Source organism: Cupriavidus sp. D384 (assembly GCF_001652915.1).
Taxonomy (GTDB): Bacteria; Pseudomonadota; Gammaproteobacteria; order Burkholderiales; family Burkholderiaceae; genus Cupriavidus.
Map to the genome: position 1 here is coordinate 33240 of NZ_BBQI01000001.1, position 17742 is coordinate 50981.

Genomic DNA, 17742 nt, shown 5'->3' on the forward strand with positions numbered 1-17742 from the left:
GCGCATTTCATTTGGAGGCCGTGCGCCGGGCCGATAGAATGTGTGGCTCGGGGCGCCTGGCGGCATGCCGGCGCCCGCGTCATCCGGCTTTCGCCTTTCGTTTGCCTCTGTTTCCGCCCCCAAGGAATTCACGATGAAGCTCGTCATCGGCAACAAGAACTATTCGTCCTGGTCGTTGCGGCCGTGGCTGCTGCTGCGCCACGCCGGCATCGAATTCGAGGAAATTCCGCTGCGACTGTTCACGAAGGATTTCGGCGCCGAGATCGCCCGCTATTCGCCCGCCGGCAAGGTCCCGGCACTGATCGACGGCGACGTGACCGTGTGGGATTCGCTGTCGATTTCCGAATATGTGGCCGAACGGTTTCCGCAAAAGACGCTGTGGCCGGCCGACGTGGCCGCACGCGCCACGGCGCGGTCGGTCTGCGCGGAGATGCACTCGGGCTTCGGCAACCTGCGCAGCCAGATGCCGATGAACGCTACCGCCGTGTTGCCGGGCCTGGGCTGGAACGTGGCCGTGCAGCAGGATGTGGATCGCATCGCCGCGATCTGGACCGACCTGCGTGCGCGCTACGGCGCCAGCGGGCCGTTCCTGTTTGGCGAATTTACGATTGCCGACGCGTTCTACGCGCCCGTGGTCAGCCGCTTTGCCACCTATGGCGTGCACCTGCCCGAGGCCGCCAAGGCGTACGCCGACTTCATCCTGGCCTTGCCGGCCATGCAGGAATGGGTGGCGGGCGCCCGCGAGGAGCGCGATTTCGTGCCGGCCGACGAACCCTACCGCACGCAGCCTGAACGGGCCGACGCGATCATCGTCACGGGCTGATCATGCAGGTGTACGCCGTCGGCGGGGCCATCCGCGACCAACTGCTGGGCCTGCCGAGCCAGGATCGCGACTACGTGGTGGTGGGTGCCACGCCGGAGCAGATGGAGGCCGCCGGCTACAAGCCGGTGGGCAAGGACTTTCCGGTCTTCCTCCATCCGCAGACCCGGGCCGAATACGCGCTGGCGCGAACCGAGCGCAAGACGGCCGTCGGCTACAAGGGGTTTGCGTTCTACACCGGGCCCGATGTCACGCTGGAAGATGACCTGGTGCGCCGCGACCTGACCATCAACGCGATGGCGCAGGCCGTGGACGGCCAAGACAACCTGGTGGGCCCGATCGTCGATCCGTACGGCGGCCGGCAGGACCTGCAGGCGCGGCTGTTCCGCCATGTGTCCGACGCATTTGCCGAGGACCCGGTGCGCATCCTGCGCGCGGCACGCTTTGCGGCGCGCTTCCATGATTTTTCGGTAGCGCCCGAAACGGTGGCGCTGATGCGCCGGATGGTGGAAATGGGCGAGGTCGACGCGCTGGTGCCCGAGCGCGTCTGGCAGGAACTGGCGCGCGGCCTGATGGAAGCCCGGCCATCGCGCATGTTCGACGTGCTGCGCGAATGCGGCGCGCTGGCGCGGCTGCTGCCCGAGCTGGACCGGCTCTGGGGCGTGCCGCAGCGCGCCGACTACCACCCCGAGGTGGATACCGGCGTGCACGTGATGATGGTGGTCGACTACGCCGCCGCGCAGGGTGCGTCGCTGCCGGTGCGATTTGCGGCGCTGACCCATGACCTGGGCAAGGGCACCACGCCGGAAGACGTGCTGCCGCGCCATATCGGCCACGAGCAGCGCAGCGTGGACCTGCTGGAAGCGGTCTGCAAGCGCCTGCGCGTGCCGAACGACTGCCGCGAACTGGCGCTGCTGGTGGCACGCGAGCACGGCAACATTCATCGTTCGGACGAATTCGGTGCGGCGGCGCTGACGCGGCTGGTGGAGCGTAGCGACGCGCTGCGCAAGCCCGACCGGTTTGCCGAAGCGCTGCAGGCATGCGAGGCCGATGCCCGTGGCCGGCTGGGATTCGAGGATCGGGACTATCCGCAGACCGCGCGGCTGCTGGCGGCCCGGGATGCGGCGGCATCGGTCGATGCCGGGGCAATTGCGAAGACGTGCGCGGATCGTGTCGACCTGATCAAGGACAAGGTCCACAAGGCGCGCGTGGCGGCGGTGGCGGAAAAGCTGGGATTGTCGGACTAAGATCCGCTTGCCCTCTCCCCCGGCCCCTCTCCCGCAGGCGGGAGAGGGGAGCAAACCGTGGGTTACGCAGAATGCCGGGGGCGCGTCCCCTCTCCCGCCTGCGGGAGAGGCTCAGGGAGAGGGCGGGCGTTTCAAGCCGTGCAGCCCTACAGGATCTTCCCGATCACCAGCGCCACCAGCGACAGCAGGATCGTCGACGCGAATGGCAAGACATATTCCTTGCCGAACAGCCGGAAGCGCACGTCGCCAGGCAGGCGTCCGAGGCCGATCTTCTGCAGCCACGGCAGCGCCGCAGACAGCACGATCACGCACAGGAAGATGGTGAAGGTCCAGCGCAACATGGTGATGGCCCGTTGATCGGTCAGAGTGCGTAGCTGCGGTCGCCGCGAGCAAATCCGGCCAGCGGCAGCGCGTCGTCGAGATCGCGCGTCAGCGCGATGACCTTGAACAGCTCGCCCATTTCGGCTTCGCTGAGCAGCTTCTGCACCGCGTTGGCCTGCGGCAGGAAGTTGCGCGCATCGGAGGGGTCCAGCGACATCATCAGGTCGGTAATGCCGGCATTCATCAGGAATCGCGCCTGCGAGGCAAAGCCCGCCACGGCCAGCCCTGCGTCGGTCGCCGCCGCGGCGATGCCGCTGAAATTGACGTGGGCCGTGATGTCCTGCAGCCCCGGGTACAGGAACGGATCGGGGTGCGAGTGATGGCGGTAGTGGCACATCAGCGTGCCGCCCACGCGCTGCGCGTGGTAGTACTCCGATGCCGGAAAGCCATAGTCGATGAAGAACGCCGCGCCACGCCTGAGCAGGGCGCCCACGGCACGCGTGAAGCCCTCGCCTTCGGCATGGGTCTCGGTGACCACGTCGTGGTCGCCGGGCATCTCGTGGAGTTGCGCCGGCACGGCGGCGGCATCGAGCAGCCGGTCTTCGTACGCGAACGTATCGCCCTGGCGCGCCACGCCGCGCTCGTGCCACTGGCCGCCGATACGGGCGAACAGCCGTACGGGCATGGCGTCGAGCACCTCGTTGCCGACGATGACGCCCTCGAAGCTGTCGGGCAGGGCGTCCAGCCATTGCACGCGGCCGGCCAGGTGCGGCGCGCGCCGGGCCAGCGTGTCCTGCTGGCGTGCGCGCAGTTCGCCGGACAGTTCGACGATGCTGTACGACTCGGGCAGCGCGCCATCGGACTCCAGCGCCAGCAGCAGGTCGGCGGCCAGCCTTCCGGTGCCGGCGCCGAATTCCATCACGCGCGGCAGGGACATGCCGATCAGCGGCGCGAACTGGCGGGCCAGCGTGCGGGCGAAGAACGGGGTCAGCTCGGGGGCGGTGATGAAGTCGCTGCCGTCGTCGGCGCCGCGCCCGAACTTGGCCGCGCCGCCGCTGTAATAGCCCAGCCGGGGGGCGTAGAGCGCCAGCGCCATGTAGCGGTCGAAGCCGATCCAGCCGTCCGATGCCGCGATGGCGTCGCCGATAACGATGGAAAGGGCCTTGGACGCGTCAAGCGCATCGGCGGAGGGAAGGGGTAGACTAGCGACTTTCTGCATACCGCGAATTGTAGCAATGCCAGATTCGAATACTCAGGGCGCCGCTGGCGTCCAATCGCGCGGCGTGGCGCTGGTGACCGGCGCGGCGCGCCGGCTGGGCCGCGCCATCGCGCTGGAGCTTGCCGCGCAGGGCTGGGACGTGGCCGTCCACTGCAACCGGTCGCGCGACGAAGCCGAGGTGCTGGCCGCGCAGATCCGCGGACTGGGCCGCCGTGCCGCCGTGCTGCAGGCCGACCTGTCCGACGAAGCCGCCACGGGCAAGCTGGTTGCCGCCTGCGTGGATGTGCTGGGCGCGCCAACCTGCCTGGTCAACAATGCATCGCTGTTCCAGTACGACGTGGCCACGAGCTTCTCGTACGGATCGCTCGATACCCATATGCGCACGAACGTGGCGGCCCCGCTGCTGCTGGCGCGTGAGATGCACAAGGCGCTTGGCGCCGACGGCAACGACACCGAACAGCGCGGCGTGGTGATCAACCTGCTGGACCAGAAACTCAACAACCTGAACCCCGATTTCCTGTCGTACACGCTGTCGAAGTCTGCGCTGCAGACCGCCACGGTGCAGCTGGCGCAGGCGCTGGCTCCGCGCCTGCGCGTGGTGGGCGTGGCACCGGGCATCACGCTGGTGTCCGGCGACCAGTCCGACCCGGGCTTCGTGCGGGCCCATGGCATGACGCCGCTGGGCAAGTCGAGCACGCCCGACGATATCGCCCAGGCCGTGGCCTATCTGGCCGCGGCCCGCGCCGTGACCGGCACCACGCTGTACGTCGACGGAGGCCAGCACCTGATGCCGCTGGCCCGCGACGTGATGTTCCTGACTGAATGAAGCCGTACCTTGATTGACCCTGCCATGACCTTTGCCGCCCTTTCCCATCCCAGCCTGCAAGACTGCCGTCGCATGTTCCTGCGCAACTACGAAGTGCAGATCAACATCGGCGTGCATGAATTCGAGAAAAAGGGCGAACAGCGCGTGCTGGTGAACATCGACCTGTTCGTGTCGCTGTCCGAAACCACCCCCCAGGCCGACCGGCTGGAGGAAGTGGTCGACTACGATTTCATGCGCAACACGGTGGCGGCCCGCATGGCCCAGGGCCATATCCACCTGCAGGAGACGTTGTGCGACGACGTGGCGCGCGCCATGCTGCAGCATCCCAAGGTGCGCGCCGTACGCGTTTCGACCGAGAAGCCCGACGTCTACCCCGACTGCGATTCGGTTGGCGTGGAGGTGTTCCACATCAAGCCGGCCTGACGAAGGCCGGGGGGACTCGGGACGCGCACAGCGCCGGACGGGCCGGTCCAGTAGAATATCGCCCCGTCAATTCCGGCATTTCTATCGGGGACGTGGCCATTATTCAGCGCCCGCCCCGTTACAGGTACGTCTTATGAGTCACTCGGCTAACTTCTATCGGCTTGAAACCCGTCTGCAGTCGCAGACCGGCAAGGCCATCGGCGACTTCGGCATGATCGAGGACGGCGACACCGTCATGGTCTGCATGAGCGGCGGCAAGGACTCGTACACGATGCTGTCGGTCCTGATGGCGCTGCAGAAGCGGGCGCCGATCCAGTTCAAGCTGATCGCGATGAACCTGGACCAGAAGCAGCCGGGCTTTCCCGAGCACATCCTGCCCGAGTACCTGAAGTCGACGGGCGTGGAATATGTGATCGTCGAGGCCGATACGTACTCGATCGTCAAGGAGAAGGTGCCCGAGGGCAAGACCACCTGCTCGCTGTGCTCGCGCCTGCGCCGGGGCGTGATCTACCGTACGGCCAAGGAACTGGGCGCGAACAAGATCGCGCTGGGCCACCACCGTGACGACATCGTCAACACGTTCTTCCTGAACATGTTCTTCGGCGGCAAGATGAAGGCGATGCCGCCGAAGCTGGCCACCGATGACGGCCAGCACATCGTCATTCGTCCATTGGCCTATTGCGCGGAAAAGGACATCGCGTCGTACGCGCGCGCCATGGAATTCCCGATCATCCCGTGCAACCTGTGCGGCTCGCAGGAAAACCTGCAGCGCAAGAAGGTGAGCGAGATGGTGCAGCAGTGGGAGCGCGAGCACCCGGGCCGCATCGACAACATCTTCTCGGCGCTGCGCAATGTGGTGCCGTCGCATCTGGCCGATACCGAGCTGTTCCCGTTCACGGGCCTGGCCACCGGCCTGGCCAAGGTCGACGAGGCATCGCTGTTCGGCGAGACCACCTTCAGCCAGCAGGCGCTTCAGTTCACCGGGAACGTCGAGCCGAATCGCATGGAATTCGTGCGCTTCGACAAGATCCAGAAGGCGGGCGAGGCAGCCTCTGAGCCTGTTGCCGCCCCTGCTTCGGAGCCGGCGGGCCAGCCTGCGGCCTGATTCGCGCCGTCGCGCCAGAGCAAAAAGCCCCGTGGCATGGCCCGGGGCTTTTTCGTTGATGGAGGCCAGGCCGGCTGGCGGTTACCTGGCGGCCTGGGGTGCCTGGGGCGACACGCCGCTTTCGGCCATCAGTGAACGCGTATCGTTGATCCAGCCGTCGAAGCGCTTGACGGCATGCGCCTTCTGCTCGGGTGTGGTCATATTGGCGATCCTGACAGTCAGGTCCACACCGGCCGAGGTACTGCGCTGCTCGCCGCTGCCGGGCCGTTGCCAGTCGTCGGCATACTTGCGCAGCATGGCTTCGGCCTGGGGCTTGGGCGGACGGGTCGTGGACAGTTCCCGGGCAAGGGCCACCCATTCCTGCTGGCGCTTGACGCGCTCGGTGTACCGCGCGTCGGCGCTCTGCATATAGGGCGCCATCGCGTCCCGGATGGCCCGTTCCTGGTCATTGGAGAACGACCCGTAGATCAGCTTGGCGTAGCTCATGATCTTGTCGAAGCGGGCGTCGGTGCGGGCCGCAGGGTCGGATTTCAGGAATTCCTTGCGATATTTGGCGTTGCTTTCGGCGAATTTGCTTTCCATCCGCTGGATCTGGTCGGGCGTCAGCGACAGCATCAGGTCGGCCAGGTCGGGTACTGCATTGTCAAAGGCCTGGCGGCCCAGGCGCTGGGAATCCTGCTGGACCTGCCGGACCATGGCCGGACTGACCTCGCCACCGACTTCGCCCCGCACGCGCGTCAGCACCGTGGCGATTTCGGGCAGCTGGGCGCGCCGGTGCCATGCAAAGAAGCGCGCAATGGCTTCCTTGGTGGGCGGCTCCTGGGCGTCGGACACATCGACATAACGATCCACCCACCAGTACGCCAGGCGGTCGCCCTGCTGGTAGCCCAGCTTCATGGCGTTGCATCCAGCCAACGCCAGAATCATGGTAAATGCTGCAAACCATGCAAAAACGCCGCGTGACCAAATGTGAACAACGGTAACGCGAGGTGATCGACCCGATGCGGCACAGGCCCGCGTGCTAGAATCGGCGCGCATGTTTCCGGGGCCGCCAAATCGCCCGCCAGCCCAGTCGTGGCAACGGTTCAGCCACATCGGCCACAGTGCTCCCAGGCCCGGATTCTTCAGCTTTTTCTCAGACACACTCACTTAGGAACCTCCTTGTGAATATCGTCATTCTTGCCGCGGGCATGGGCAAGCGCATGAACTCGGCGCTGCCCAAGGTGCTGCACCCGGTCGCCGGCCAACCGATGCTGGCCCACGTGCTCGACACGGCCCGCACGCTGTCGCCGTCCCGGCTGGTCGTCGTGGTCGGCCACGGGGCCGAGCATGTGCGCCAGGCGGTGGGCGCCGACGATGTTGCCTTTGCCGAGCAGGCCCAGCAACTGGGCACCGGCCACGCTGTCATGCAGGCGCTGCCGCTGCTCGATGACGCCCAGCCCACGCTGGTGCTCTACGGCGACGTGCCGCTGACGTCGGCCGACACGCTCAAGCACCTGGTGCAGGCCGCCGGCGGCGAACGCCTGGGCGTGCTGACCGTCGAACTGGCCGATCCTTCCGGCTATGGCCGTATTGTGCGCGATGCCGCCGGCAATGTCGTACGCATCGTCGAACAGAAGGATGCCAGCGACGAAGAACGCGCCATCCGCGAGATCAACACCGGCATCATCGTCTGCCCGACTGGCCACCTGCGCCGCTGGCTGTCCACGCTGCGCAATGACAACGCCCAAGGCGAGTACTACCTGACCGACACCATCGAGCGCGCCGCCACCGACGGCGTGGAGATCGTGTCGTCCCAGCCCGCAGAAGTGTGGGAAACGCTGGGCATCAACAGCAAGGTCCAGCTGGCCGAGATCGAACGCATCCACCAGCGCAACATCGCCCAACGCCTGCTTGAAGCGGGCGTGACGCTGCTGGATCCGGCGCGCATCGACGTGCGGGGCCAGCTTACCTGCGGCCGCGACGTGACCATCGACGTAGGCTGCGTGTTCGAAGGCCGCGTGCACCTGGAAGATGGCGTGCACATCGGTGCGCACTGCGTGATCCGCAACACCACCGTCGGCGCTGGCGCACGCGTGCAACCGTTCTGCCATTTCGAGGAAGCAAAGATCGGGCCGGATGGCCGTATCGGCCCTTACGCCCGCCTGCGCCCCGGCACCGAGCTGGGCCAGGATGTGCATATCGGCAACTTCGTCGAGGTCAAGAACAGCCAGATCGCCAGCCACAGCAAGGCCAACCATCTGGCCTACGTGGGCGATTCGACCGTCGGCCAGCGCGTGAACATCGGTGCGGGTACGATTACCTGCAACTACGATGGCGTCAACAAGCACCGCACCGTGATCGAGGACGACGTCTTCATCGGGTCCGATACGCAGCTGGTGGCGCCTGTTACCGTGCGCCGTGGCGCGACGATTGGCGCGGGCACCACGTTGACCAAGGAAGCGCCGGCCGACAAGCTCACGCTGTCGCGCGCAAAACAGATGACGATCGACGCCTGGCAGCGTCCGGTCAAGCAACCGAAAAAATAAAGGGGTTCAGTTATGTGTGGCATCGTCGGCGCGGTTTCGCACCGCAATATCGTTCCCGTCCTGGTCGAAGGGCTGCGTCGCCTGGAATACCGTGGCTACGACTCCTGCGGCGTGGCCGTGGTGCGCGACGCGATCCTGGAGCGTGCGCGTACCGTGTCGCGCGTGGCCGACCTCGACACCCAGACCCAGTCGTCGGGCCTGGGCGGCCAGCTGGGCATTGCCCACACGCGCTGGGCCACCCATGGCAAGCCAGATACCGTCAACGCGCACCCGCACTTCTCGGACGAGACCATTGCGCTGGTGCATAACGGCATCATCGAGAACTACGAGCCGCTGCGCGAGGAACTGCGCGCCGTGGGCTACGGTTTCGAGTCGCAGACCGATACCGAAGTGGTGGCCCACCTGATCCACCAGGCCTACACGTACCCCAGCAGCGCCACGCGTGGCGACCTGTTCGGCTCGGTGCGCGCAGTGACCAAGCGCCTGCATGGCGCCTACGCGATTGCCGTGGTGGCGAAGGACCAGCCCGATGTGGTGGTCGGCGCGCGCGCCGGCTCGCCGCTGGTGGTGGCGCTGGGCACCGACGAGTCGTTCCTGGCATCGGATGCGCTGGCCGTGGCCGGCACCGCCAACCGCATCATCTATCTGGAAGAGGGCGACGTGGTCGAGCTGACCCGCGCCGGCGCCACGATCCGCGACGTGCATGACGCCGAGGTGCAGCGCGAGGAGCGCGTGGTGGAAGCGCATGCCGCCGCCGTGGAACTGGGCCCGTTCCGCCACTTCATGCAGAAGGAAATCTTCGAGCAGCCGCGTGCGCTGGGCGATACCCTGGAAGGCATCGCCGCCATCACGCCGGAGCTGTTCGGCGAGAGCGCCGCGCAGGTGTTTGCCGATATCGACAGCATCCTGATCCTGGCCTGCGGCACCAGCTACTACTCGGGCTGCACGGCCAAGTACTGGCTGGAATCGATCGCCCGGATCCCGACCCAGGTGGAAGTGGCAAGCGAATACCGCTACCGCGACACCGTGCCGAACCCGCGTGCGCTGGTGGTGGTGATCTCCCAATCGGGCGAGACCGCCGACACGATGGCCGCGCTGCGCCACGCCCGCTCGCTGGGCCACACGCATACGCTGGCCGTCTGCAACGTCGCGACGAGCGCGATGGTGCGCGAGACGGAACTGCGCTTCCTGACGCGTGCCGGCACCGAAATCGGCGTGGCATCGACCAAGGCATTCACGACGCAGCTGGCCGCGCTGTACATGCTGACGCTGGCGCTCGCCAAGGTGCGCGGCCACCTGACCGAGCAGCAGGAAGCCGATGCACTGACCAACCTGCGCCACCTGCCCGCCGCGCTGCATGGTGTGCTGGCGCTGGAGCCGCAGATCATCGCCTGGTCGGAGGACTTTGCCCGCCGCGAGAACGCGCTGTTCCTGGGCCGTGGCCTGCACTACCCGATTGCCCTGGAAGGCGCGCTCAAGCTCAAGGAAATCTCGTACATCCACGCCGAGGCGTATCCGGCAGGCGAACTGAAGCACGGCCCGCTGGCGCTGGTGACGGAAGCCATGCCGGTGGTGACGGTGGCCCCGAACGACGCGCTGCTGGAAAAGCTGAAGTCGAACATCCAGGAAGTGCGCGCACGCGGCGGCCGCCTCTACGTGTTTGCCGACTCGGACACGCATATCCAGTCGTCGGACGGTATCCAGGTGATCCGCATGCCCGAGCACTACGGCGCGCTGTCGCCGATCCTGCACGTTGTGCCGCTGCAACTGCTGGCGTATCACACGGCCTGCGCCCGGGGTACCGACGTGGACAAGCCGCGCAACCTGGCGAAATCGGTGACGGTGGAGTAATTCCCGCCGCCAAGGCTCGCCATCGCGCCCCCGGGCCAGCGAGCCATCGCCAGAAAGGCCGCCTTCGGGCGGCCTTTGTCTTTGTCCTGCCACGTTCTCATACCAGATTCCGTCCGGCGATTATTCGCTGGCAACGCACTCATTACTGCCATTGCGGCACATGATCGGCAGTGCCGGCCGCAGGTAAGCTGGCGGAACCTCTCCCGCTTCCGTTCCCGGCTGTCATGACTTCCCCTGCTTCCACCACCCTGCACGGCGTGCTGTTGATGACGGCCGCCGTGGCGTGCTTTGCCACGCTCGATACGATGACGCAGATCATCAGTGGCACGGTGCCGGTGGTCATGGCGCTCTGGGCGCGCTACGCGGTGCAGATGATGCTGACGGGGGCGGTATTGCTGCCCCGGCGCGGCCGGACGCTGCTGCGCACCCATCGGCTGGTGCTGCAGGTGCTGCGCGCCGCCACGCTGCTGCTGTCGAGCGTGTGCGTCTATTTCAGCCTGCGCTACCTGCCCGTGGGCGAGGTGACGGCCGTCGCCATGCTGACGCCGATGGTGATTGCCGTGGTGGCTGCGGCGCTGCTGGGCGAGTATGTGTCGGTGCTGCGCTGGGCCTTCCTGCTGCTCGGATTCGCCGGGGCCATCGTGGTGGTGCGGCCGGGCGCGGCGGGGTTCGAGCCCGCCATGCTGCTGCCGCTGGGCATTGTCGTGACCAGCGCCGCCTATCAGCTGATCACCAGCGTGCTGACGCGCGCCGACGGCGCAGGCACCACCCATTTCCTGACCGGCCTGATTGCCACGGGGGCGCTGACGCTGGCCCTGCCGCTGGGCTGGGCCGGCCATCTCGATGGCATCCACTGGCTGCTGCTGGGCGCGATGGGCCTGGCTGGCACGGTGGGGCACCTGTTCCTGATCCTGGCCTATTCGCGCGCGCCGGTGGCCGTGCTGACGCCGTTCCTCTACCTGCAGATCGCGTTTGCCATGATCGGCGGCTGGTTGATCTTCGGCTACGTGCCCGACGGCTGGGCACTGCTGGGCGTGGCCGCGATTGCCGTCAGCGGGCTGGGCGGCACGGCGGCGATGTTCTACGAGCGCAGGGTGGCGGTGGTGGCGGCCTGATATCCGGCAGCCTGGTCTTCGATCCACTGCAGCGACCGCAGGCCGTCGCGTGCCACCGGCAACGGCGGGGTCAGGCGGAACACGTCGTTGAAGATCTCCAGCGACAGCGGGCCGCGATAGCCGGTTCGCTGCACGGCCCGGCAGAAGGCCGCTACGTCCAGTTCGCCCTGGCCGGGGAAATTGCGGTGGTGCCGGCTCCAGGACAGCACGTCCAGCGCCATGCGGGGCGCGTCGGCCAGTTGCACGAAGAACAGGCGCTCGGCCGGGATGGTGTCGATGCCGCGCAGCGCTTCGGCCACCGGTTCGTCCTGCGACGCGGCCAGCGCCAGTGTGTGGAAGCTGTCCAGGATCAGGCCCAGCGCCGGGTGGCCGGCACGCTGGACGATATCCCAGGCCTGGCGCCAGTGGCGCACATGACGGCCCCAGGCCAGCGCCTCGTAGCCGATGCGCAGGCCGCGCTGCCCGGCGGCCTCGGCCAGTTGCCACAGGTCGGCCGCCGCGCGTTCCGGATCGTCGCTGGCGGTTTCCTGCACGTTGCTGCACACCAGCAGCAGATCCGTGCCCAGTGCCTCCATGGCGTCGAACGCCTGTGCCGCCCGCGCCATATTGCCGTCGAACTGGCTGGCCGGCATGCCCTCGAAATCGCGAAACGGCTGGTACATCAGGATGTCGAGATGCAGACTCGCCGCGTAGCGGCGAATGTCGGCGGCGGTGCCGGAGAAATCCTGCAAGTCCTTGGCGAAGATCTCGACGCCGTCGAACCCGGCGGCAGCGGCGGCTTCAAGCTTTTCCGGCAGGGTGCCGGACAGGGAGACGGTAGCGATGGACGTGGCGTGGCGGCGAGGGTGGCGCATGGCAATCGGATGGAAAACAGCGGTGGCAAGGCGGCGACAGAGGCAGGTTAGGTGCCGCCCGTAGACCGAACAACCACTATTCGCGCCGCTGCGTGCGACAATCGCGCCATCAGGATCGACTGCCGCGCAGACTACGGGTTTACACCATGAGCGAAGAACCGCTGAACCGGCGCGACTGGATCGCCGGGCTGGAAAAGGGGCTGGCCATCCTGGAGGCCTTCGACAACGACCATCCCCGGCTGACGCCAACGCAGGCCGCGCAGCTGACGGGGCTGACGCGTACGGCGGCCCGGCGCTACCTGCTGACGCTGGAGCACCTGGGCTACACCACCAGCGAAGGCACGCTGTTCAGTCTGACGCCGCGCGTGCTCAAGGTGGGCTGGTCCTATTTCGATTCGGCGCGGCTGCCGCGTGCGGTGCAGCCGTTCCTGCAGCAGATCACGGCCGCCGTGGGCGAGGCCGCCTATCTGAGCGTGCTCGATGATTGGGAACTGGTCTTCATCTCGCGAACCAGCACCAGCCGCGTGATGAGCACGGGCTTCGTGCTGGGGGCGCGCGTGCCCGCGCCGCTGGCGTCGGCCGGCGTGATGATGCTGGCGTCGCTGCCCGAGGAGAACGTGCGGAACTGGCTGGAAACCGTGGTGCTGACGCCCTATACGCCGTACACGATCCTGCAGCACGACCGACTGCTGCAGGACATCCGCAAGGCCGGCGCGCAGGGCTACGCGGTGGTGGAGCAGCAGTTGCAGATCGGCGTGCGCGGCGTGGCCGTGCCGCTGCGCGACCGCCACGGACGCGTTATCGCCGCATTGTCGGTCAACATGCAGATTGGCGACGAGACAGCCGAGCAGGCGCTGGGGCGCGTGCTGAACGTGCTGCAGGACACGGCGCTGTCGATCATGCGCGTGCTGTAGGGCTGCGGGTAGCCTTCAGGCGCCGTCAGCCGCCGTCAGGCATCGCCCGGCGTGTTGCGCAGCGAATAGGGGCCTTCGGTCAGGTGTGTGCGCAGGAAGTCCAGGCAGACCCGCATGCGCGGCGACACCGATGCCCGTGCGCTGGTCACCGCCCAGATATCGGCCGGGAGATGCCAGTCGGGCAGCACGCGCACCAGTTCGCCGGCGCGCAGGCTGTCGGCGACGTCCCAGGCCGACGCCATGATGATGCCGAAGCCGTCGTGCGCCCACTGGCGCGTGACGTCGCTGTGGTTCGAGGCCATCGGCCCCGTGACCTTGACCGTGGCGCTGCGGCCCTCTGCCTGCAGGCGCCAGACGCCGAATGCCTGGTCGCGTTCGCGCAGCAGCAGGCAGTCGTGCTGGGCCAGGTCGGCCGGTTCGGCAGGGAGTCCCCGCTGGGCCACATAGGCCGGCGCGGCGCACAGGATGCGTTGGCCGGGGGCGATGCGCGTGGCAATCAGGTGGGGTTCCTCCACCTCGCCGATGCGGATGTCGATATCGAAGTTCTCGCCAATCAGGTCCACCCGGCGGTCGAGCAGTTCCAGCCAGACCTCCAGGCCCGGATGCTGGCGCCGCAGCATGGCGAGCACCGGCGCCACGTGCCGCCGCCCCAGGCGCAGGCTGGTGGCGATGCGCAGCAGCCCGCGCGGCGCCGCATCGGCGTGGCTGCCGACCGATTCGAGCATGCCGTCCACGTCTTCGAGGATCTTGCGCGCCCATACGAACGCGTTCTCGCCTTCGGCCGTCACGCTGACGCGCCGCGTGGTGCGGTGGAACAGCCGGGCGCCGAGCATGGCTTCCAGCATGGCGATGCGCTTGCTGACGTGCGCTGGCGACAGGCCCATGTCGTTGGCGGCGGCGATAAAGCTGGCACGCCGCGCAACGGTGCAGAACAGGCGGAGATCCCTCAGGAACGGATCGTTGTTCGCGTTCGGCGCGTTCGGCGCGTTCGGGGTATCCATGATGGCGGCGGGTGGGCGGGGGGGCGGCCGGTTGGCTGGCGCAAGTGGGCAACGATACGCCACGGCCGTCCAGCGCGCCAGCCACCGGCGAGGGGGGCACTGCCGGCCGCGCGGCAGTCCGTGCATCCGCCCCGGTCAGAACTTGTGCCGCACGCCGGCCATCACGCCAAGCCGCGTGGCATTGCCGTAGGTATTGCCGCTGTTGGCGAAGTTCGGCGAGCTGTTCAGGGCGATCCACTGTCCCTGCAGATGGGTGTAGTCCACCTCGACATAGACATCGGTGCGCTTGCTGAACGCGTAGTCGAGCATGCCGGCCGTGGTCAGCCGCCTGCCGCCCTGTCCGGCGTGCTTGAGCCAGTCGTACTGCAGCGTGCCAATGAAGCTCAGCGCATCGGTGATCGAATACCTCGCGCCGATATAGCCGACGTTGTTGCGATAATCGGCCACGTCGAGCCGGTTGTTCGTATAGCCCAGGTAATACTGCGCGCGGGTGCCCTTGTACGTTCCGCCCAGGCCCCAGACGGTCTGCTTGCTGGCCTGCGCGGCCGGCACCGCGCCGAAGAATGCCGATGTCACGTTCTGCGTCTGCTGGTAGACCGTGCCCACTTCCCACGGGCCGTAGCTGTAGACCAGCGACCCTGCCGCGGCCGAGCTGTTATTGATGCTGCCCGGCACCTCGCCGAACGTGTACGCGGCGGCCACCTGCAGCTCCCCAAAGCTCTTGATGTACTTGAGCGTGTTGTCGTAACGCAGGCCGGTGTAGTTGCCGCCCTGGTAGCCGACGATGGAGTTGTTGGCAAAGGCCATGGCCTCGTAGGACGACAACACTTCGTGCGCCAGCGTGTACTGGCGGCCCAGCGCCAGCTTGCCGTAGTCGCCGTCGAAGCCCACCACGGCCGTGCGGCCAAACAGCCGGCCGCCCTGCTGGCTGGTGCCCACCTCCGGGTTGAAGCCCGACTCCAGGATGAACCAGGCCTTGAGGTTGTTGCCAAGGTCCTCGGTGCCGCGAATGCCCCAGCGGCTGCCGGTCAGCACGCCATCGGTCATCTGCACCTTGCCGTGGCCGGCGGCGTCCTCGTTCGTGCTGTAGCGGATGGTGGTGTCGAGCAGGCCGTACAGCGTCACGCCGCCGGTGGTCTGGGCGAACGCCCCCGCACTGCCCGCGCCACACGCGAGCAGCGTCATCAGTTGCTTCTTCATGAAGATTCCCCGAGGGTAGGTTCCCGTGCGTTGAAGGGGCGGTTATTCCGTGGGCACCTGGCGGGGGGCCATCAGGAACATCCAGGCCAGCGCGATGAAGTACGCGCAGGGAATCATCGTGAACAGCACGGCGTAGTTGTTGTGGGTGGCGGTGAGCACATAGCCAACCAGTTGCGTCATGAACATGCCGCCGACGGCGCCGATCATGCCGCCGAAGCCGAACACCGAGCTGATGACGTGCTTGGGCGTGTAGTCCATCACCATGCTCCAGATATTGGCCGTCCACGCCTGGTGGGCGCCGATGGCGACCGAGATGGCGGCCACTGCCATCCACAGGCTGCTGGCGCCGGCCGCGAATACGATCGAAGCGATGCACACCGCGAAGATCAGCATCGACAGCAGCCGGGCCTTGACGGCCGGCATGCCATGGCTGATCAGCCATGACGACAGCGCACCGCCGCCGACGCTGCCGATATCGGCCGACAGGTAGATCACGATCAGCGGAATGCCCATCTGCGTGACGCTGATGCCAAGCTGGTACTGCTGGTTCAGGAACGGCGGCAGCCAGTAGAGATAGAACCAGAACACCGGTGCGGTGATGGCATAGGCCAGTGCAAAGGCCCAGGTGCCGCGCATGCGCAGGATGCGTGAGTACGGAATGCGTTGCGGAGCGGGCTCGGTGTCGCGGGTGACATAGGCCAGCTCCGCGGCGCTGACCGTGGGATGCTGGTCGGGGTTGGCGTATTTGAGCCACCAGAACACCAGCCAGATGGCACCCAGCGAGCCCACCGCCAGGAACGCCGCCTGCCAGCCCCAGGCCTGCAGGATCAGCGGCAGCATGACGGGCGTGAGCATCGCGCCGACATTGGTGCCGGCGTTGAAGATGCCCGTGGCCATGGCCCGTTCCCCAGCCGGAAACCACATGCGCGTGGTCTTGACGCAGGCCGGGTAGTTGGCGGCCTCGGTCAGCCCCAGGAAGAAGCGGCAGATCATGAAGCCCACCGCACTGGCCGCGAACGCGTGCGCGCCGCAGGCGATGCTCCACAGCAGTACCGCCAGTGCAAAGGCGCGCTTGACGCCGACCATGTCGATGAATCGACCCTGCAGCGCGAAGCCGATCGCATAGCCTACCTGGAACCAGAAATTGATATTGGCATAGTCCTGCGCCGTCCAGGACATGGCCTTGGCAAGCACCGGCTGCAGCACGCCCAGCGCCGCGCGGTCGATGTAGTTGAGCGTGGTGGCGAAGAACACCAGGGCCAGCATGCCCCAGCGCACCTTGCCGATCGCCATGCTTGCGCGGATCTTGCCCAGCATCGAGCCGTCGGTGGCGGGGGGCGCGGCCAGCGGCTTGTGAATGGTTGTCATCTTTCTGTCTCCACCGTGGATGGGTGATGTTTGTATCGTGGTTGGCGCGGCGCCATCAGTAGCGGATGGTGGCGACCTCGCGCAGGGCATCGGGCGTGGCGGTGCCGAAGCCGAAGAATTCCAGGTAGGCCGGGATCATCTCGAACAGCATGTCGGTGCCGACCTGGACCTTGCAGCCGCGTGCTGCGGCGACCTCCAGGAACGGCGTGTATTCGGACTTCATCACGACTTCGCCGACGGTTGCGCCCGGCGCGATGCGCGACACGTCGAACGGCAGCGGGTCGCCGGGGTTCATGCCGAGCGGTGTGGCGTTGACCACCACGTCGTAGCCATGCGGATCGTTGTGCCCCGTGACCACGCGCAAGGCCGGATAGTGGGCGGACAGACGTTGGCGCAGCGCGTCTGCCGATGCCTCGCGGGTGTCGAACAGCGCCAGTTCGGCCACGCCGGCGGCCGCCAGCGATGCGGCGATGGCCGAGCCGACCCCGCCGCATCCGGACACCATCGCGCGGGCGCCGGGCAGTTGGCAGCCCTTGCGGCGGATGCCGTTGACGAACCCGGCGCCGTCGAACTGGTCGCCCACGAGCTTGCCGTCATCGCGCAGCAGCACGGCATTGCATGCGCCGGCGATGCGCGCGGTGGGCGTGAGTTCATCAACCAGTTCGACGGTGGTCACCTTGTGCGGCATCGTGACCAGCGCCCCCCGGATATTCGTGAGGCGGAACAGCGCGCGGAAGAAGGCGGGATAGTCGTCGGGCCGGACGCCCATCGGCATCACCACGGCGTTGATCCCCTGGCTGGCGAACCAGGGGTTGTAGATCATCGGCGCCTTGAAGGACTCGGTCGGATAGCCGAGGTGCGCGATGAGAAGTGTCTTGCCATTGATCATGGGAGGTCGGGGGCGAAGGTGGTCGTCAGGGGATCGTCGTGCGATCTGTCTATGCGTGGCT

The 17742-nt window shown here is 67.0% G+C and carries 16 protein-coding genes and 1 pseudogene; 9 read left to right on the top strand and 8 right to left on the bottom strand.

Translation table 11 applies throughout. The features are described 5' to 3' along the window. The first annotated feature begins 133 nt into the window (after positions 1-133). Both A9J21_RS00155 and A9J21_RS00160 read left to right on the top strand, forming a co-directional pair. Complete coding sequence (locus tag A9J21_RS00155; RefSeq protein WP_066730703.1) at positions 134-823, top strand: glutathione S-transferase family protein; 690 nt, start codon at positions 134-136, stop codon at positions 821-823. 2 nt (positions 824-825) lie between these two features. After that, positions 826-2067 (top strand): multifunctional CCA addition/repair protein, encoded by a 1242-nt coding sequence (locus A9J21_RS00160; RefSeq protein ID WP_066730705.1) that lies wholly within the window; start codon positions 826-828, stop codon positions 2065-2067. A gap of 146 nt (positions 2068-2213) precedes the next feature. Here A9J21_RS00160 and A9J21_RS00165 read toward each other — a convergent pair whose 3' ends face one another. Both A9J21_RS00165 and A9J21_RS00170 read right to left on the bottom strand, forming a co-directional pair. Beyond that, positions 2214-2408, bottom strand: coding sequence for a DUF2905 domain-containing protein (locus A9J21_RS00165; RefSeq protein WP_066730707.1), 195 nt, complete (start codon positions 2406-2408; stop codon positions 2214-2216). A gap of 20 nt (positions 2409-2428) precedes the next feature. Continuing rightward, positions 2429-3607 (bottom strand): class I SAM-dependent methyltransferase, encoded by a 1179-nt coding sequence (locus A9J21_RS00170; RefSeq protein WP_066730709.1) that lies wholly within the window; start codon positions 3605-3607, stop codon positions 2429-2431. A 16-nt stretch (positions 3608-3623) separates the two neighbouring features. On the opposite strand from A9J21_RS00170, the gene A9J21_RS00175 reads away from it, so the two are divergent. From A9J21_RS00175 to ttcA, 3 genes are all read left to right on the top strand, one after another. Further along, positions 3624-4433, top strand: coding sequence for an SDR family oxidoreductase (locus A9J21_RS00175; protein ID WP_066730710.1), 810 nt, complete (start codon positions 3624-3626; stop codon positions 4431-4433). A gap of 24 nt (positions 4434-4457) precedes the next feature. Further along, positions 4458-4856, top strand: coding sequence for a dihydroneopterin aldolase (locus A9J21_RS00180; RefSeq protein ID WP_066730711.1), 399 nt, complete (start codon positions 4458-4460; stop codon positions 4854-4856). A 133-nt stretch (positions 4857-4989) separates the two neighbouring features. After that, entirely contained in the window at positions 4990-5961 is a 972-nt protein-coding gene (gene ttcA, locus A9J21_RS00185) for a tRNA 2-thiocytidine(32) synthetase TtcA (RefSeq protein WP_066730713.1), read from the top strand. 81 nt (positions 5962-6042) lie between these two features. Here ttcA and A9J21_RS00190 read toward each other — a convergent pair whose 3' ends face one another. Then, positions 6043-6888 carry a DUF6279 family lipoprotein gene (locus tag A9J21_RS00190; protein ID WP_231906762.1) on the bottom strand — a complete coding sequence of 282 codons (846 nt, stop codon included), beginning with the start codon at positions 6886-6888 and terminating at the stop codon, positions 6043-6045. Between the two features lie 236 nt (positions 6889-7124). On the opposite strand from A9J21_RS00190, the gene glmU reads away from it, so the two are divergent. From glmU to A9J21_RS00205, 3 genes are all read left to right on the top strand, one after another. After that, positions 7125-8489, top strand: a complete 1365-nt coding sequence (gene glmU, locus A9J21_RS00195) for a bifunctional UDP-N-acetylglucosamine diphosphorylase/glucosamine-1-phosphate N-acetyltransferase GlmU (protein ID WP_066730715.1) — start codon at positions 7125-7127, stop codon at positions 8487-8489. Between the two features lie 12 nt (positions 8490-8501). After that, positions 8502-10340, top strand: coding sequence for a glutamine--fructose-6-phosphate transaminase (isomerizing) (gene glmS / locus A9J21_RS00200; protein ID WP_066730717.1), 1839 nt, complete (start codon positions 8502-8504; stop codon positions 10338-10340). 224 nt (positions 10341-10564) lie between these two features. Continuing rightward, on the top strand, positions 10565-11455 hold the full coding sequence (locus A9J21_RS00205) for a DMT family transporter (protein ID WP_066730719.1): 891 nt from the start codon (positions 10565-10567) through the stop codon (positions 11453-11455). A gap of 17 nt (positions 11456-11472) precedes the next feature. On the opposite strand, the pseudogene A9J21_RS00210 reads toward A9J21_RS00205, so the two are convergent. Next, positions 11473-12309: pseudogene (locus A9J21_RS00210) on the bottom strand (sugar phosphate isomerase/epimerase family protein); the annotation flags it as partial. Between the two features lie 146 nt (positions 12310-12455). On the opposite strand from A9J21_RS00210, the gene A9J21_RS00215 reads away from it, so the two are divergent. Further along, positions 12456-13223: an IclR family transcriptional regulator C-terminal domain-containing protein gene (locus A9J21_RS00215; protein WP_066730723.1), complete on the top strand. Its 768-nt coding sequence runs from the start codon at positions 12456-12458 to the stop codon at positions 13221-13223. A gap of 35 nt (positions 13224-13258) precedes the next feature. Here A9J21_RS00215 and A9J21_RS00220 read toward each other — a convergent pair whose 3' ends face one another. The 4 genes from A9J21_RS00220 to A9J21_RS00235 all read right to left on the bottom strand — a co-directional run bounded on the left by A9J21_RS00220 (position 13259) and on the right by A9J21_RS00235 (position 17681). Continuing rightward, entirely contained in the window at positions 13259-14224 is a 966-nt protein-coding gene (locus tag A9J21_RS00220; protein ID WP_066730725.1) for a LysR family transcriptional regulator, read from the bottom strand. A 135-nt stretch (positions 14225-14359) separates the two neighbouring features. Further along, entirely contained in the window at positions 14360-15424 is a 1065-nt protein-coding gene (locus A9J21_RS00225) for a porin (protein WP_066730727.1), read from the bottom strand. A gap of 42 nt (positions 15425-15466) precedes the next feature. Next, positions 15467-16792, bottom strand: coding sequence for an MFS transporter (locus A9J21_RS00230; protein ID WP_066730729.1), 1326 nt, complete (start codon positions 16790-16792; stop codon positions 15467-15469). Positions 16793-16847: 55 nt separating this feature from the next. Further along, positions 16848-17681, bottom strand: a complete 834-nt coding sequence (locus tag A9J21_RS00235) for a shikimate dehydrogenase (protein ID WP_066730734.1) — start codon at positions 17679-17681, stop codon at positions 16848-16850. Positions 17682-17742 lie beyond the last annotated feature (61 nt).

Excerpts from the sequence above, each read along its gene's own strand:
- A9J21_RS00155 (WP_066730703.1), top strand. The coding sequence starts at position 134 with ATGAAGCTCGTCATCGGCAACAAGAACTATTCGTCCTGGTCGTTGCGG.
- A9J21_RS00160 (WP_066730705.1), top strand. The coding sequence starts at position 826 with ATGCAGGTGTACGCCGTCGGCGGGGCCATCCGCGACCAACTGCTGGGC.
- A9J21_RS00165 (WP_066730707.1), bottom strand. The coding sequence starts at position 2,408 with ATGTTGCGCTGGACCTTCACCATCTTCCTGTGCGTGATCGTGCTGTCT.
- A9J21_RS00170 (WP_066730709.1), bottom strand. The coding sequence starts at position 3,607 with ATGCAGAAAGTCGCTAGTCTACCCCTTCCCTCCGCCGATGCGCTTGAC.
- A9J21_RS00175 (WP_066730710.1), top strand. The coding sequence starts at position 3,624 with ATGCCAGATTCGAATACTCAGGGCGCCGCTGGCGTCCAATCGCGCGGC.
- A9J21_RS00180 (WP_066730711.1), top strand. The coding sequence starts at position 4,458 with ATGACCTTTGCCGCCCTTTCCCATCCCAGCCTGCAAGACTGCCGTCGC.
- ttcA (WP_066730713.1), top strand. The coding sequence starts at position 4,990 with ATGAGTCACTCGGCTAACTTCTATCGGCTTGAAACCCGTCTGCAGTCG.
- A9J21_RS00190 (WP_231906762.1), bottom strand. The coding sequence starts at position 6,888 with ATGATTCTGGCGTTGGCTGGATGCAACGCCATGAAGCTGGGCTACCAG.
- glmS (WP_066730717.1), top strand. The coding sequence starts at position 8,502 with ATGTGTGGCATCGTCGGCGCGGTTTCGCACCGCAATATCGTTCCCGTC.
- A9J21_RS00205 (WP_066730719.1), top strand. The coding sequence starts at position 10,565 with ATGACTTCCCCTGCTTCCACCACCCTGCACGGCGTGCTGTTGATGACG.
- A9J21_RS00215 (WP_066730723.1), top strand. The coding sequence starts at position 12,456 with ATGAGCGAAGAACCGCTGAACCGGCGCGACTGGATCGCCGGGCTGGAA.
- A9J21_RS00220 (WP_066730725.1), bottom strand. The coding sequence starts at position 14,224 with ATGGATACCCCGAACGCGCCGAACGCGCCGAACGCGAACAACGATCCG.
- A9J21_RS00225 (WP_066730727.1), bottom strand. The coding sequence starts at position 15,424 with ATGAAGAAGCAACTGATGACGCTGCTCGCGTGTGGCGCGGGCAGTGCG.
- A9J21_RS00230 (WP_066730729.1), bottom strand. The coding sequence starts at position 16,792 with ATGACAACCATTCACAAGCCGCTGGCCGCGCCCCCCGCCACCGACGGC.
- A9J21_RS00235 (WP_066730734.1), bottom strand. The coding sequence starts at position 17,681 with ATGATCAATGGCAAGACACTTCTCATCGCGCACCTCGGCTATCCGACC.